Source organism: Rhodococcus sp. AZ1 (assembly GCF_054979605.1).
Window position 1 is genome coordinate 1 of the sequence record NZ_JBUEQF010000001.1, and the last position, 13,955, is coordinate 13,955.

Genomic DNA, 13,955 nt, shown 5'->3' on the forward strand with positions numbered 1-13,955 from the left:
CGCCCAACTACTTCAGGCGCGTCGCACTAGTGGTGGCTTTTCGCCGTTAAGCCACTTTAATGCTCAGTCCTGCACAACGACCCACCCATGTGGCTCCGCCGATGAGGGCGGGTCTCTGATGTCAGTTGGTCGACTTGTTGGGAACAAGATAGTGAGGGCCGACGAAACCGACATGGACTTGCTTCGTGGCGCCGCCTGTGTCGTCGTGGAAGTAGATGCGCGGCGCGAGCCTACCGCCGCCCTCGGCAATCTTGAGATGGGCAAGCATGACGATCTGCGCGGCCTGATCAACAGCAGGGTCGATCTCGAACACCCGCGCTCGTCTGAGTCTGTCGTTGTTCTGAACGGTCTCACCTTCGCTCATCGACAGCTTCTTGGTGCTCGCCGGCCACCCGACGACGGGTCCACTTGCGCACCACTCCCAGAAACCGCCCCGGTCCCAGCCGCCGGCCCGGTCCTCGGCGTACGCAGCGAGCGCCTTGAGACCGCGCCAAGCTGCATTCCCCCAGGAGTACGACTCGGTGGTGGTGTCAATGTCCTCAAGTGCCCTCGCGGCAGAGTCCGGAATCGAGATCCATTGAGAGAGGTAGGTCCGCGCGGCGAAAACCGCCTCCGAAGTGTCTTGAACCTCGTCGGGGGCGTCGGCCACTCCTTCGTCCTTGGTACCCCACAGTAGCTCACCGAGCTCACGGGCGACCAGGACTCGCTTGAGGCGCGCGAGATGTCCGTTGGCTGATGCCAGTTCCTTCTCCAGCTCACTGGCTCTCTCCAGCGCAAGGTCGAGCTCGAAATCCCACTGTTCGCGAGCATCTTCGAGATCTGACAACGACACCGTCGATGTTCGGCTATGGTCGTCGAAAACATCGAAGGCCAAGGGTACCCGCCTTCGCGTGGAAAGCTGCGCGACAGAGTAAACGATGCGGTCGATCGTCGCCTGCGGCGAAGAATCGATTCGATCACGCAGGTAGTACCTATGCCGCCACCCCTCCGAAGTCGCCCCGACGGGCACCGGCGAATAAACCCGGATGCCGCCTCCCCAGATCGCCAACTCCCCCAACGATTCCTTGAACGCGACAACAGCATCGCTGTCCAAAGTGATCACTACTGCGATGCCTTCGGCTCGCGAGGCGATCCTCGCAGCCACTGCCAGCCACGATCGGTCGTGGTCGCCAAAAGGTTCCGAGCACACGACCACGGGCACTGTGCGATCTGGGTTCGCTAGAAGCTTCGTCAAGATATCGATGCCGTTGGCTGGTAGGTCTTGCGGCGCGGTGAGCAGCGCGCTGTCGCCGAGGTGGGGCTTGGCGACAGCGAGGAGCAGGTCGTGAACGAACCTAGGTCGTCCGATGGATATACGGAGTGTGACATCAGCGGCCTGCACCCGGTTCTCGACAAGCGAGTGGATCTGGTTTCCATCCACAACGAGACGGACTACCGTGGTCCAGTCGGTCCTGTCGTCAGGATTCTGGTCGTCGATGATCATCTCGACAGCAGTGTCCCCGATCCGTCGGAAGAAGACAGATCGGTGGCGGCCCTGAGAAATCTCAAGTTCTGAGCGGCCCTCCGGTAAGGGACCAAAGCCCGAGGACCCTCGGGCCCATGCCGAGACGATACCGACGGCATCGGCAAGCAACTTGTCTGGATCGCTCGTCGCCGATGCGGACCACAGTGCCCGGTAGAGGACGGTCATCGCGTAAGCGTCAAGAGTGTTCGCCGATCACCTGATCGACCTTCTACCGGGGTTCCCAAACAAGTTACTTTCGACGAGACCATGACAAACCACCCTTGCTTTACGAATGAAGGTCGAAACAGACTGTAGCGATGTAGTCCGACGGACCACCTGTCAATGGCCATGTGGAGGCCTCCGCTGGTGATCGCGCCGCGGTCCGCGCTGGTGGCAGAGCAGATCCGCCGCGCAGTTCGAGGCGCGATCTCCTGGTCTGCGTTCGCTTTGTCGACGAGAAACCGGCACCCGACTTAGGGATACGCCGCGCAGCCCCTTGAGCCGCGCGGCGAATGTTCGGGCAGCCAGGTGCAGGGTAGCAAGGGGGGCGGCCCGATCCGGGCTCCTAAACGTCTTCGGTTGGACGTCGGCACGGTGATCTACTCGACCGACGATCGAACCCGAGAGGCGTTGCACCGGCTGATCGAGGGGTGAGCCTGGCACGGTGGATGGGTGAGCACAGATGCGGTGAACGGTGACCGGCAAGAGATGCCTCGGGACGTGCGGGCCGTCGTCTTCGATGTCGGGGAGACGCTGGTGGACGAAACGCGGCAGTGGACCGACCAGGCGAAGCGGGCGGGGCTCACTCCGTTCACGATGATGGCCGCCATCGGCGCCACCATCGCCCGCGGCGAGTCGCACGAGGTGGCGTGGGAGCTGCTCGGTGTTGCCCGGCTTTCAGCGAATTCGGCGATCGGGCCCGTCGACCTCTACCCCGATGCGCTCGACTGCCTCGCGGCCGTACGCGCTGCCGGGTTCACCGTCGGGATTGCCGGGAATCAGCCGGCGTCGGCGGTGGCGCAGTTGATCGAGCTGGGATTCGACGCGGACTTCGTTGCGTCGTCGGCGGAGTGGGGTGTGGCCAAGCCGTCACCGGAGTTCTTCGCCCGCGTGCTGCACGCATCCGGCGCCTCTGCTCACGAGGTCCTCTACGTCGGTGACCGCGTGGACAACGACGTTCTGCCCGCCCACGCCGCCGGGCTTCGCACGGCCTTCCTGCGCCGCGGACCGTGGGGGCACATCCATGCCCACCGCCCGGACGTCGCGGTGGCCGACCTGCGCGTCGATTCACTGGCCGAGCTCGCTCGGATCATCACCCGCGGATAACGACACTGCCCACCCTTGCGCCGTCTGGCCAACACTGTTAATGCGCTGGATCGGCCGGTTCGGTGTGCCCGGTGTCGTCGACGGCGAGCACTACTTCCTGATCGAGCCGACCGGCCCCGCAAGCGTCACCTTCACTCAGGGTGAGCGGTTCACGGGGGCGCTGGTGCCGTTCGCCGGCTCCGCGCTGGATGTGGCCGATGGCTTCGACGCCATGAACGACGCACTCAGGCGACGCGTGGAATGAGCGGTACACCTGAGCATTTCGCGCTGTCTCTGCCCCCGCGTGCCCGTCAGATCGTCGACGCGGCACGGGTGATGCTCGAAGACGTCGGGTGGGAGGGAGTGTCGATGCGGCCACTGGCCGACGCCCTCGGCATCCGCGCACCATCGATCTACAAGCACTTCGCCAACCGCGATCAGATCAAGGCAGCGCTGGTGACGCAGGGGCTCATCGAGATGGGGGATGCGTTGCACGGTGCACTCGCGGGCTCGATGCCGGTGCACGATCTGCTCGCCGCCTACCGCGCAATGGGCCTCGCGCACCCCAATCTCTACCGGCTGACCACGGCCGGGCCGCTCAGCCGCGAGCAGTTGCCGGAGGGGTTGGAGGAGTGGTCCGGGTCGCCGTTCTTTCTCGTCACCGGCGATCCGACTGTGGCGCAGGCATTGTGGTCGTTCGCCCACGGGATGATGATCCTCGAACTGGACGGCCGATACCCGCCCGGCTCCGACCTCGACCGCACCTGGGCGGCCGGGGCTGCGAGACTTGCGACCGGTCCTCGTTGACTGCACGGATCTCTGGCCTATCGACACGGTCGCTCTCAGGCGCGTGCTGACCCGCCATCAGACGAAGCGCAGCAGGCGGGCCTATACTGGTCGTTCGCCGTCATCTACAGAGAATTATCTGTACTGTCGTGGTCTGCGGTGGTGTCTTGTCGATTCGAAGGTGGTCTCATGCGTACCGATACCCGCGACCTGGTCAGCGTGACCGAGCTCGGTCGTGACCTCTCCCGCCACGTCAGTGAAGTCAGCGCGGGCCGCACTGTGGTGGTGCTGAAGAACAATCGACCGGCGGCAGCACTGGTGAGCCCGGCCGACATGGAGCGCCTGCAAGACCTCGATGAGCGAGAGGATGATCTGCGAATCCTCGCGCTTGCCGTCGTTCGGATGGCCACCGACACGGGAGCGCGCATCGACCTCGACGAGGTTGCCGCAGAACTCGGGTTCGAGCTCGATGATCTCGACGACGACACTGGACATAGCGACGACGCGTAGCGGACAGGCGCATGCAGTACAAGATCACCTTGCTGCCGGAGGCGGCAGACGATCTTCGGGCCTTGGACCACGAACAACAACGCCGGGTGCTCCTCGGATTGACGAAGTTGCGCACCGAGCCCGCGAAACGTGGATTGCCGCTCGGTTCTCGGCGCAGCAGCAACCTCACGGGCTTCCTCAGGTTGGTGGTCGGGCGGAAGGACATCCGGATCGTCTACCGAGTGGAGCAGGACGCCGTGGTTGTGGTGTGGGTGATCGCGGCCCGCGCCGACGACAGGTGCTACCGGCTAGCGCAGGCGCGGCTCGCCGCGCACCCAGACCGGAACGCCGCGGCGCACCTCGATTCAGTACTTCGACTGGCGTGGGGAGCCGACGAGTCGGACGCTTGAGGGGCGATCCCGCCGCTCGCCATGGAGGTCGTTACGTCCGGTTGGCGGGTCTCGACCTGGTGTCCACATGTGTCGGTCCGCAATGGGCGCAAGTGCCAAACCGAGGTATCGACCGCTGTCGACGAGTTCGCCGGGCGAACCAGTCGAATTCGCTGAGAGGCGGGCAGGACCACCCCGCCCGGCCCGCACCCGTAGGTTTGGTCATGGCATGTATAGTTTGCTGTACGTATAGGTCGATATACATGCAGGAGGTGCGGCGATGGCTCGGTGGGACAGCGGCGTGGTGGTTCGATGGCTCGGAGCCGTGGGAGTGGGCGGTGCGATCGCGGGCCTCGCCGGAGCCGGGGCTTCGCTGGCGACGCCCGCGCACCCCGGGCTGGCCGGTCTGGTCTTCGCGGTCACCAGCCTGCCCTTCGGTATCGCATTCGGATGGATTGTCCTGGTGGCGCCGAAGACCCTTCCCGACGCCGGCCCGCCCCGCGACTCGGCGGAGTCGGTGTGGATGACCCGAGCGCTCGCCGGAACGGCCACCGACGTGGTGACCGTTGTCGGACTGGGTCTGGCCGTACTCGTGATCACCCGAGCCGACGTGTCCGCCCAGTGGGCACTGCTGTTCGTGCTGGTGGTCGCGTTCGCTTCGGCGACCACGCGTTACGCGCTGATCCGCGCGGGCGTACTCGCCGCGTGAAGAACAGTGTCCGCGAGCGCCGACTCCACGCGGGGTGGACGCAGGTTCAGCTGGCGGAGTTGCTGGGCGTCACGCGACTGACCGTGCTGTCGATCGAGAACGGCCGGTTCGACCCCAGCCTGCCCCTCGCCTTCCGCATCGCAAAGGTCTTCGACGCCCGCATCGAGGACGTCTTCACTCCGGACAGCGGCGGGTAGTGCAATCGTGGCTGGTTCGTCCTGCGCACGCAGGTCGTCAACCTGTCGCACCAAGCGCTAACGTGTGACGATGAACGGTGACGAGACCCGACGCCGGCGGTTCGTGTCACGTCAGGATTTCGCGAGCATGTCGAAGAACGCGCCCGCAGTCGATGTCGCTACGTTCCGGTCGGATCAGGACGCGGCAAGTGAGCAGATTTCGATCAGCCCGTATGACCGCTTACCGACACCGTCGAGGGATGATCGACACGAACAGCCTGATCCTTCGGCGATGGATCGACCCAACCGATCTCCCGGACGAGATGGCCATTAGTGCAATCAGTCTCGCCGAATTGTCCGCCGGACCCCACGAGGGGCGGCCCGACACCGAGCAGGACCACTACAAGGAGCACGAGGAGCGATCGCGACGGATGGAAGTGCTGCAACGCGTCGAGAGCGAAGTCGACGCCGTCCCTTTCGACTCCGAAGCGGCACGGCGGCGGACGAGTTCACGAAGGACCATCGGTGGTGACTTGGCGGTGGTAGTGCGCGAGTTCGCGTGCAATGTAATCGATCTCGATCGCACCCGTGGCCGCGTCGTTCATGAACTTCTCGGCACGCTCAGCGTCGATGTGGTCATCGATAGGGACACCATTGACCGTGAGGAAGACCGACGCTGCGGCCCAGGCCGTCCGCTTGTTGCCGTCGACCAGAGCGTGGTTACGAACGAGTAAGTGCAGGAGCGCCGCTGCCTTGTCGAACAACTCGGGGTAGGCGTCGATGCCGAAGACGTCAGATCGAGGTCTCGCGACAGCGGCATCGAGCAGCCCATAGTCCCGAACGACGGGCACGGACCCCACTGCGTCACCCGCGATCGTGAGAATGTCGTCGCGGTCGAGGTGGTAGATGCTCACGCAAGTCGTCGGTTGAGTTCTGCCGAGACCGCCGCGACCCGCTTGGATGCCTCCGCCACCTGGCGTTTCCTGGAGCTTGCCGCGGCTGTGACGGCATCGTGGGCAAACGTCTTCAAGGAGACGTTCGCGCGCTGTGCAGCCTCGCGCAGTTCCTGCTGCTCCTCTTCGGTGAAGGTGATGTTCAGAGATGGCACGTTGTCGCCCTTCCGACGCCTGGGGGAGCTGAAGACTGGTACCAAAAACGGTACCGGGCTCGGTACGCATCTGGTAGCGCTGGCGTTCTCAGCGGACGATCGGCAGCGCGCGGGGCCGTGATCGCGCGAGAGTTCGCGAGGCCGCATCACCCCTCACCCCGCCGAAACAACCCCGCCGGCCGCCCTCGCAGACCATCCGATACCACCTGAACCCCATGCTGCAGAACAGGTTCCAGGTGCGGTTTCATGCGCCGGGTGAAGTTGTCCTTGTGCAGTTCCTCCCCGATCACCGCCTCGTGCACCTTGCGTAGTTGGTGGAGTGTGAAGGGTTCGGGGAGGAAGCCGTCGGGGTCGGGGAAGGTGTTGACGTACCGGTATCGGAACTCGTAGCGCTCGCGCAGGGCGGCGACGGCCGCGGACACGATGGCGTCGTGGTCGAAGAGCAGCCGGCCTTCGCCGTGCAGTCGGCCGTCGTCGGTGATCGCCACCAGATCGCCGGCGACGGAGGCCAGGTCGGGCTCGCGCAGTGACACCGAGTGTGCGATGGAGATGGCCCAGGTGCGATCGTCGCGGTCGGGGTCGTCGAACACCCGCAGCAACCGCGGCTGCACGCCGGCCGCGGGGGTGATGCCGACCTTGCGGCGCAACACGTCGGCGACGGTGTCGGCCACGGTCCACCGTTCGCGCATGAACCCGCCGGGAAGGGCTCTACCTGCGGGTTCTGTGCGATTCTGGACCAGGAGCCGCAGCTGAGGATTGTTGTCGGTGGGTGCGGTTACAGTCAGGATCGCAAGGTCGACGGTGACGCCGGGGCGAGGGAACGAGTTCAGGTCCGCGGTCGACATGACCCCACATTAGCGCGCCAAACGTGCTAATAATTAGCGACAAGCGCATGCTTAAGTGCGCACCGAACTGGAGGAGCAGCCATGACCGATCCGAACATCAACGGCCACGACCAGGGGTACGAGACGACCCTCGCCGCGTGGGAGACCTTCGAGAACGGCCTCACCACCTACCTCGGCACGATGGCCGAGGGCGACAACCTGTGCATCGAGCTCGGAGCCTGCTCCGGCGACCCGGAGCTCGGCTGCCTGCCGTATGCCCAGTTCGCGGTGTTCGACGACGGGCGCATGATGCGGGCTGAGGTGACGGGCAACGAGTTCCTCGCCCCGGCGCATCGACTCGACGAAAGAGGGTGCTCGCGGCTGGACGTACTCGGCTGGGAGGGCAACGAGCACGGCCGTGACCCCAATCGAGCCAACTGGTTCCGAGAATGGCCGATCGAGCAGGTCGACGTCACCGCCAACCACACTCGGGCCGTCTTCGAGATCATCTTCGGTGTCGCGCACCCGCAGCTGTTGTCGTACACGGCGACGGGGCCGGCGGCGGCCGGTGCCGACGTGCTTCAGTTGTGCGCCACCGCAGATGTACCGGTCGAGGACGCGCCGCGGTCGGTGCTCTCGCGTGTGGCGTTCGAGGTCACCGACCGGGACGAACTGTGCGGCATCGTCTCTCGGCTGCTACAGGAGAAGTTCGGCACCGCACCGGAGGTCGACGACGACGGAGACTTCGTGCTGGGCGACGATGGAGCGCCCGTGTGGGTCATCGTGCACAGAAGCCAGCCGGCCATCGAGATCCTCTCGTGCGTAGCCCGCAATGTGCGATCGATGCGCGCGGCCTCGGTGGAGGTCGCGCTCTTCAACCGCGACCAATCGTGGCCGAGATGGACCCTGCGGGGGAGGTCCGTCTGGCAGTCGGTGTTCGTGCCCGCATACCCGTTCGCGCCGCATCACCTCAGCGCGATGATCGACGTCTTCCTCGACACCCTCACCCACACTCGGGCGGATCTGCAGCTCCGCACGGGCACACGGGCGAGCTGAGGTCAGATCGCGGTGTCCATGCGGGTGACGAAGACGATGGTGGACACCGCGGCGAATCCGAGCAGAGTCAGCCCCATCACCGGCCCGACCACACGGCTGGTCGCCCGGTGGTCGGCCCGTAGTCGCGGGACGACCAGCGCCAGCAGGCCGGCCTGGACGGCTGCCAGCACCACAAGGGACGCGTCGCCGAGCAGAAACGCCAGGGGCACGAAGTGGAATGCGACGACGAGCGCGACCCACCAGGCCATCCAGCGGGTGGCGCCACGCCGCCACAGCACCGCACAGCCGATGCCGGCCGCGAGCACCTCGGCGCCGACGAGAACACCGAACAACGGGTACCGACCGTCGAGGGCGCTACCGGAGTCCCACCTCAGGGCCACCACCGTGCCGAAGACACCGGCCAGCACGACACCGAGGCCGGACCCGATACCGAGCCGCGCCGACCAGCCCGGCGGTGGATCCTCCTGACCCCACCCGAACCACACGAACGCCATCAACCCGAACCACGCGATGGTGAAGGCGTGGTCGCGCACGAACTCGGTCACCACGGGCGACGTCCCTTCCGATGATCGGCCACTCCCACGGTCAGTACGTCACCGGCGACACTGTGAACTCGTCGATGTTGGCGGCCTGGTTCGAGCGTAGTTGCGAGCCCACCCCGCCGTCCCCGGAGACCACCTTGCCGATGGTGGTGCCGTCCAGATCGAACCGCTGATCAGCCCACAGTTCCAGGGTGTTGGCGCCCGCCTTCAGGTCCGCGAACGTGGTGACGGTGAAGAACTGGTTGAAGCTGTAGGTGGGGCCGAAGCCCACCACGACAGGCGCGCCACCGTTCACCGACAGTTGGCCCTCGCGAACCATCAGGTCGGGGTTGTAGTGGTTGGACGGCAGCTCCTCGGCGTTGGCGAATCGCGTTGTCACCGCGTACTTCCCGGCGGTGGGAACGGTGGCGGTGACGGTGAGGGAGTTCGCGCGCCCGTTGCCGATGGAGGTGACCACCGATCCCCGCGCATTGCTGTATTCGGTGCTCACAGCCGCTGTGCCGGAGAGCCTCCCGGATTCCGCCGGCACGGTGATGGTGCGTGAATCGTTGATGGCGGCGGGTGTCACCACCAACGAATCGACGAGCAGGCGACCGCCGGTGCCGGCGACGACCACCCGATTGACACCCTGGGCCAGGAACACCCGGTTGGTCTGCGTGCCCGCAGCAGCCGCACCGCCACCGGACGAGCTGCCGAAGGTGGAGCTGCCGAAGGACACGCCGCCCTGCGGCGCCCCGGCCAGGGACGCGATGTTCTGGCCGTTCACCGTCACCGTCCCGGTGCCGCCACCGAGCGACTTCAACGCCAGATCGGCGTAGCCGTCGCGGGGCGCGGACACCCAGAAGGTGGTGCTTCCGCCGACGCCCAGCGACGCCACCGCGGCGCCCGACTGGCTGCGAGCGGTGTAGTCGACGCCTGCATCGCCCGCCAGGTCAGCCTGCTCGGCCTCGTAGGTCACCGGCGCCGCAGCCGCGTCACCTTCGATGATGTCGATCTTGTCGACGATGGCGTCACCGGCCATGGCGGCGCCGTTGTCCCCGGTGGTCGCGAGCGTCACCGAGTGCGCCCCCGCGGACAACTGGAGGGTCACCTCCGAGTTGTTCCACACCGGCCAGTTGTAGCTCACGGGAACGGGAACGGGAATCGCCGCGCCCTTGTCCACGCGTGCGAACACCTGCGTGGTGCCGTTGACACCGTTGGCCTTGGCGTTGCTCCCGCTGGTCAGTCGCAGGGTGTAGGTGCCGGTGCGGGGGACGTTCACCGCGAAGTCGATGGTGGTGGTGGAACCGGTACGCAGCCCGCCCACATCCTGCCCGCCCGAGGTGGCGTCGTTGCCCTCGTTGTTGATGTTGTATCCGGCGCCGCTGAGGGTCGCCTTCTCCGCCTCGTAGGTTGCGCGGAAGCCGGTTGCGACTGCGCTCGGGGTTCCGCCTCCGGGGCTCACCACCACCTTGTACGCGGAGTCGGCGTCACTCGAGATGTCCACTGCCAGCGAACCGTCGGCGCCTACGGGAACGTCCTTGTCCACGATCCGGAGCGGTGCCTCGGCGGCACCGGTGTTGCCCGACCACTTGTTCTGCAGCACCGTCACGTGGGCGGTGCCGCCGAACACCGACGACGGCAGGCTCGCGAACTTGGCCGTCACCGTGGCGGGTCGGCCGGACGAGCTGAGCAGCATCGTGGCGGTGCGCCGGGTGGCGTCGTAGGTCGACACGCCCTGCGGGGTGCCGTCGTTGTTGTTGCCACTGCTGCTCACCGGGACGCGCTTGCCGGTGAGCGAGCCGTACCAGTTGTAGAGCCACCACTGCGCGTTCGGCGTGTTCTGCTGTGCCACAGAGTCGTCGAGCGTTCCGTTCACACGCCAGTAGGCGAGATCGCCGTCGACACCCATGTCGGTCAGAGCCGCCATCCACGGCAGCATGGTGGACGGCTGCGCAAGATCACGCGGTGTCGCGTACTCGTTGAGGTTGATCGGGATCGGGCCGATGCCCAGGGACTTCTCCAGATCCCGGTAGGCGCTGACGTGGTTGCGCACGCCCGATACCGCGGCCAACTCGTGCCAGGTCATCAGATCCGGCATGCAGTTGTTGGCCTTGCAGAACGTCAGCAGCGAGGAGATGGTCGACGGGTAGTAGCCGGTGAGGTTGGGCCCGCCGATCCTGGCGTTGGGGTCGATCGACTTGATCAGCTTGTAGGTCGAGAGCCACTCGGCGTTGAACCTGCTCTGCACGTCGGCGCTGCCGTTGAGGTTCGGGAACCAGTTGCCCTCCGGCTCGTTGTAGGGGATGAAGACGATCTTGTCCCGGTACGGCGACGCCTTCACCTGCTCGACCTCGGTGCGCAGGAAGCCCTGGTACTGATCGACACCGGTGCGCTCGTAGGGGAAGTTGCGGTAGACGTCGGTGGCATAGATGAGCATCTCCTGGCCGCCGGAATCGAAGAACGGCTTGGCCACCTCGAGGGCGTCCGAACCCGGATGCTGTTGCCCGTCCTGCGCTTTGGTGGCCAGGGTGCGCAGCCGCATGCCGTCGACGAGATTGGAGCTGGGGACGCCGGAGCCGAAGATCCCGTAGAGCGAGCCCGCCGCCCACGGGGTGAACGACTCTGCGGCAGTAGAGAGATCGGAGGTGAGGGTGAAGCCGGGAGCGGGAATCGTGGGCCCGGTGAAGTCGGCCGAATCCAGGGCGATGAACGAGCCGGTGCTGGCGGGGTTCTTGGTGCCCAGCGCGGTGATGGTGATGGTGTGGGGTCCGGCGGGTAGGGCGCCGGTGTCGAACAGGGCGGCCTGGGGATCGCGCGTGGCGGCGTAGTTGTCCACCGTCGAGGTGGTGCCGCCGTCCACGCGGAAGCTCACCTGGCCCTGATCGACATCGCGCACACCCCGCACGGTGGCGGAGGTGCCGGTGAAGTTGAACGTCGCGGTGGCGCCGGCCGTGCTGGTGTAGTGCACGGTGCCCGCGGACAGGTCGCGGAAACAGCAGTTGCCGATCCACCCGCCGTCGTACCCGAATCCTGCGGTGGCGCTCACCGTCGCGTCATCCACGTTCTGGAGAGCATCAGCCGAGGCCACGGCGGGCATCGTGGTCAGCGTGTACGTTGTCGCAGCGGCTACCATCACCGCCGTCGTCACTGTTCGAAGCAGTCGCAGGTCACGCATCGCACACCCCATTGTGTTGTCGAAACTGTGTCGTCGAACCCGTGTGGTCGAATCGGTTCGATGCAGAATGAACGACAGCGCACCCGGCCGTCGGAACAAGGCCATGTGCTGTTACCAATTCGTTAGCTAAAGGTGCGAGCGTGTCGGGCCGGGGACATGATCGACGACGTGTCGGAAGGAGTCACCAGTGGATATCGGCCAGGTAGCGGCGCGCGCCGGCGTATCGCGCAGCACGGTGTCCTACGCGCTGTCGGGCAAACGGCCGATCAGTGCCGCCACCCGTGCGCGCATCGAGGCGGTGATGGTCGAACTCGACTACGTACCCAACGCCGCCGCGCAGGCTCTTCGCTCCGGCACCACGGGCGTGCTCGCGCTCTCGCTGCCCACCGGTCGCGGCGATCGCCTGCTCTCCGGTCAGCTCGCGCTGGTCGGGGCCGTCACCGAGGCCGCCGCGGCGCGGGAGTACGACGTGCTGCTCTCACCCACCGGCGCTGCCGCACCGCACCGCTACGACCGCATGCTCGCGCAACGGCGAATCGACGGCGTGATCGCCATGGAGATCGAGATCGACGACGCCAGGGTGCGGCGCACGCTCGACTCCCCGGTTCCGTTCGTCGCGATCGGCCGCTCCGATGTGGCCGACGGGTACGACTGGGTGGACATCGATCACGAGTTCGTGGTGAGCGAATGCTTCTCGTACCTCCGCAGCCGGGGACGCCGACGCATCGCGCTGGTCAATCGCTCGGACGCGATGGTCCGGGCGCGCTACAGCGCCGCCCTGCGCGCGAGCGCACGCTTCGCCGAACTCGTTGCTGCCGAGGGCATCACCGGTGTGGAACTGACGTGCCCGGACGAACTCGGTGCCGGACCGGCGTTCGTGCATCGGCTGCTCGAGACCAGTCCCGACGTCGACGGCATCATCACCATCAACGAGGAGTCGCTACCGACTTTTCTGCCGGCTCTCGCCGCCGCGGGCAAGAGGGTGCCCGAGGACATTGCGGTGGCCGCCATTGCGCTGCCGCACATTGCACGAAGTGTGGCACCGCCGCTGACCGCGTGCGATCTACCGCTGACCTCGATGGCAGAGATTGCGGTGGAACAACTTCTGTCGCGACTGGCCGGATGTGAGCACGCCCATGTTCAGCGGCTGCTGCGGCCCCCACTGGTGGTCCGCGGTACCTGAGCGCGGTCGGGGCGCAGCTACTCGAGGAGCTGCTCGAGCGGTTCCTCGGGAAGGGCGAGGCCGCGGGAATCGCTCAGGCCGGTGATCTGAATCCAGATGGTGTCGGCCAGGAACTCCACGAACCGGTCGAGGTCCAACGGATCGTCCTGGGCACGCCACGCCCGAACCGCGCCCATCACACCCGTCACCAGACTCGACACCCACGGCGTCACGAGCTTGAGGTCATCGGAGTCGAGCTCGGCACCCACGAGCGTCAGCACCGTCACCAGCGACACCTCGATCCGATCCGCCACCCGCGAAATCGTCTCCTGCAGAGGCGAATCCGATCCGGCCGCGGGTTGCTCGATCACGAAGCTCCAGCCGGGGTGCTCGACCACCCACCGGGCGTACGCATCGACCACACGCCGCACGACGGTGCGTGCAGTGCCCTCGAGCACCACCGAATCGGCGAGCGTGCGCTCGAGCATGGCGCAGACGGTGCGCGCGATGGCGAGGTCCAGATCGGCCCGGTCGTCGAAGTAGCGATAGATGCCCGTGCGGTGGATCTTCGCCTCGTCCGCGATCTGCTGCGCCGACACCTGCTCCGCCGTCCGCCCCTCCCGCTCGAGAACGGCCAGGGCGGCGTCGATCACCAATTGCCGCCGATCGGCGTTGTGCTGCTCCCACCGACGCTTGCGGCCGTCGACGGATCTGCTCTGCTCACGGCTCATCAGGGAACCATGATCGC

16 protein-coding genes are annotated in these 13,955 nt (G+C 66.1%); 9 read left to right on the forward strand and 7 right to left on the reverse strand.

All coding sequences use genetic code 11. The features are described 5' to 3' along the window. Nucleotides 1–121: 121 nt before the first annotated feature. Complete coding sequence (locus ACY48E_RS00005; protein WP_462869990.1) at nucleotides 122–1,690, reverse strand: hypothetical protein; 1,569 nt, start codon at nucleotides 1,688–1,690, stop codon at nucleotides 122–124. A gap of 486 nt (nucleotides 1,691–2,176) precedes the next feature. Between ACY48E_RS00005 and ACY48E_RS00010 the strand changes: the two genes are divergently transcribed. From ACY48E_RS00010 to ACY48E_RS00040, 7 genes are all read left to right on the forward strand, one after another. Beyond that, nucleotides 2,177–2,830: an HAD family hydrolase gene (locus ACY48E_RS00010; protein ID WP_462869991.1), complete on the forward strand. Its 654-nt coding sequence runs from the start codon at nucleotides 2,177–2,179 to the stop codon at nucleotides 2,828–2,830. A 40-nt stretch (nucleotides 2,831–2,870) separates the two neighbouring features. Continuing rightward, a complete protein-coding gene (locus tag ACY48E_RS00015; protein WP_462869992.1) occupies nucleotides 2,871–3,074 on the forward strand; it encodes a hypothetical protein in 204 nt (67 codons plus the stop codon). Continuing rightward, nucleotides 3,071–3,616 (forward strand): TetR/AcrR family transcriptional regulator, encoded by a 546-nt coding sequence (locus tag ACY48E_RS00020; RefSeq protein ID WP_462869993.1) that lies wholly within the window; start codon nucleotides 3,071–3,073, stop codon nucleotides 3,614–3,616. The genes ACY48E_RS00015 and ACY48E_RS00020 overlap by 4 nt, the downstream gene beginning before the upstream one ends. A 168-nt stretch (nucleotides 3,617–3,784) precedes the next feature. Continuing rightward, entirely contained in the window at nucleotides 3,785–4,105 is a 321-nt protein-coding gene (locus ACY48E_RS00025) for a type II toxin-antitoxin system Phd/YefM family antitoxin (RefSeq protein ID WP_462869994.1), read from the forward strand. 11 nt (nucleotides 4,106–4,116) lie between these two features. After that, the gene (locus tag ACY48E_RS00030; protein ID WP_462869995.1) at nucleotides 4,117–4,494 is read left to right on the forward strand and encodes a type II toxin-antitoxin system RelE family toxin; all 378 of its coding nucleotides are present in this window, start codon (nucleotides 4,117–4,119) and stop codon (nucleotides 4,492–4,494) included. A 259-nt stretch (nucleotides 4,495–4,753) separates the two neighbouring features. Then, complete coding sequence (locus tag ACY48E_RS00035; RefSeq protein ID WP_462869997.1) at nucleotides 4,754–5,182, forward strand: hypothetical protein; 429 nt, start codon at nucleotides 4,754–4,756, stop codon at nucleotides 5,180–5,182. After that, nucleotides 5,179–5,379: a helix-turn-helix transcriptional regulator gene (locus ACY48E_RS00040; protein WP_462869998.1), complete on the forward strand. Its 201-nt coding sequence runs from the start codon at nucleotides 5,179–5,181 to the stop codon at nucleotides 5,377–5,379. The genes ACY48E_RS00035 and ACY48E_RS00040 overlap by 4 nt, the downstream gene beginning before the upstream one ends. A 488-nt stretch (nucleotides 5,380–5,867) precedes the next feature. On the opposite strand, the gene ACY48E_RS00045 is transcribed toward ACY48E_RS00040, so the two are convergent. The 3 genes from ACY48E_RS00045 to ACY48E_RS00055 all read right to left on the reverse strand — a co-directional run bounded on the left by ACY48E_RS00045 (nucleotide 5,868) and on the right by ACY48E_RS00055 (nucleotide 7,311). Next, nucleotides 5,868–6,266, reverse strand: a complete 399-nt coding sequence (locus tag ACY48E_RS00045) for a type II toxin-antitoxin system death-on-curing family toxin (RefSeq protein ID WP_462870479.1) — start codon at nucleotides 6,264–6,266, stop codon at nucleotides 5,868–5,870. Nucleotides 6,267–6,268: 2 nt separating this feature from the next. Beyond that, entirely contained in the window at nucleotides 6,269–6,466 is a 198-nt protein-coding gene (locus ACY48E_RS00050) for an antitoxin Phd (protein ID WP_462869999.1), read from the reverse strand. A gap of 146 nt (nucleotides 6,467–6,612) precedes the next feature. Further along, complete coding sequence (locus ACY48E_RS00055) at nucleotides 6,613–7,311, reverse strand: NUDIX hydrolase (protein WP_462870000.1); 699 nt, start codon at nucleotides 7,309–7,311, stop codon at nucleotides 6,613–6,615. 81 nt (nucleotides 7,312–7,392) lie between these two features. Here ACY48E_RS00055 and ACY48E_RS00060 point away from each other — a divergent pair, with 81 nt between their 5' ends. Next, nucleotides 7,393–8,346, forward strand: coding sequence for a T3SS (YopN, CesT) and YbjN peptide-binding chaperone 1 (locus ACY48E_RS00060; protein WP_462870001.1), 954 nt, complete (start codon nucleotides 7,393–7,395; stop codon nucleotides 8,344–8,346). A 2-nt stretch (nucleotides 8,347–8,348) separates the two neighbouring features. On the opposite strand, the gene ACY48E_RS00065 is transcribed toward ACY48E_RS00060, so the two are convergent. Both ACY48E_RS00065 and ACY48E_RS00070 read right to left on the reverse strand, forming a co-directional pair. Continuing rightward, nucleotides 8,349–8,891 (reverse strand): hypothetical protein, encoded by a 543-nt coding sequence (locus tag ACY48E_RS00065; protein ID WP_462870002.1) that lies wholly within the window; start codon nucleotides 8,889–8,891, stop codon nucleotides 8,349–8,351. 40 nt (nucleotides 8,892–8,931) lie between these two features. Continuing rightward, the gene (locus ACY48E_RS00070; RefSeq protein ID WP_462870003.1) at nucleotides 8,932–11,967 is read right to left on the reverse strand and encodes a hypothetical protein; all 3,036 of its coding nucleotides are present in this window, start codon (nucleotides 11,965–11,967) and stop codon (nucleotides 8,932–8,934) included. Nucleotides 11,968–12,232: 265 nt separating this feature from the next. Between ACY48E_RS00070 and ACY48E_RS00075 the strand changes: the two genes are divergently transcribed. After that, a complete protein-coding gene (locus ACY48E_RS00075; protein ID WP_462870005.1) occupies nucleotides 12,233–13,228 on the forward strand; it encodes a LacI family DNA-binding transcriptional regulator in 996 nt (331 codons plus the stop codon). A gap of 17 nt (nucleotides 13,229–13,245) precedes the next feature. Here the strand turns inward: ACY48E_RS00075 and ACY48E_RS00080 are convergent, their stop codons facing one another. Then, the gene (locus tag ACY48E_RS00080) at nucleotides 13,246–13,938 is read right to left on the reverse strand and encodes a TetR/AcrR family transcriptional regulator (RefSeq protein WP_462870006.1); all 693 of its coding nucleotides are present in this window, start codon (nucleotides 13,936–13,938) and stop codon (nucleotides 13,246–13,248) included. Nucleotides 13,939–13,955: the final 17 nt, after the last annotated feature.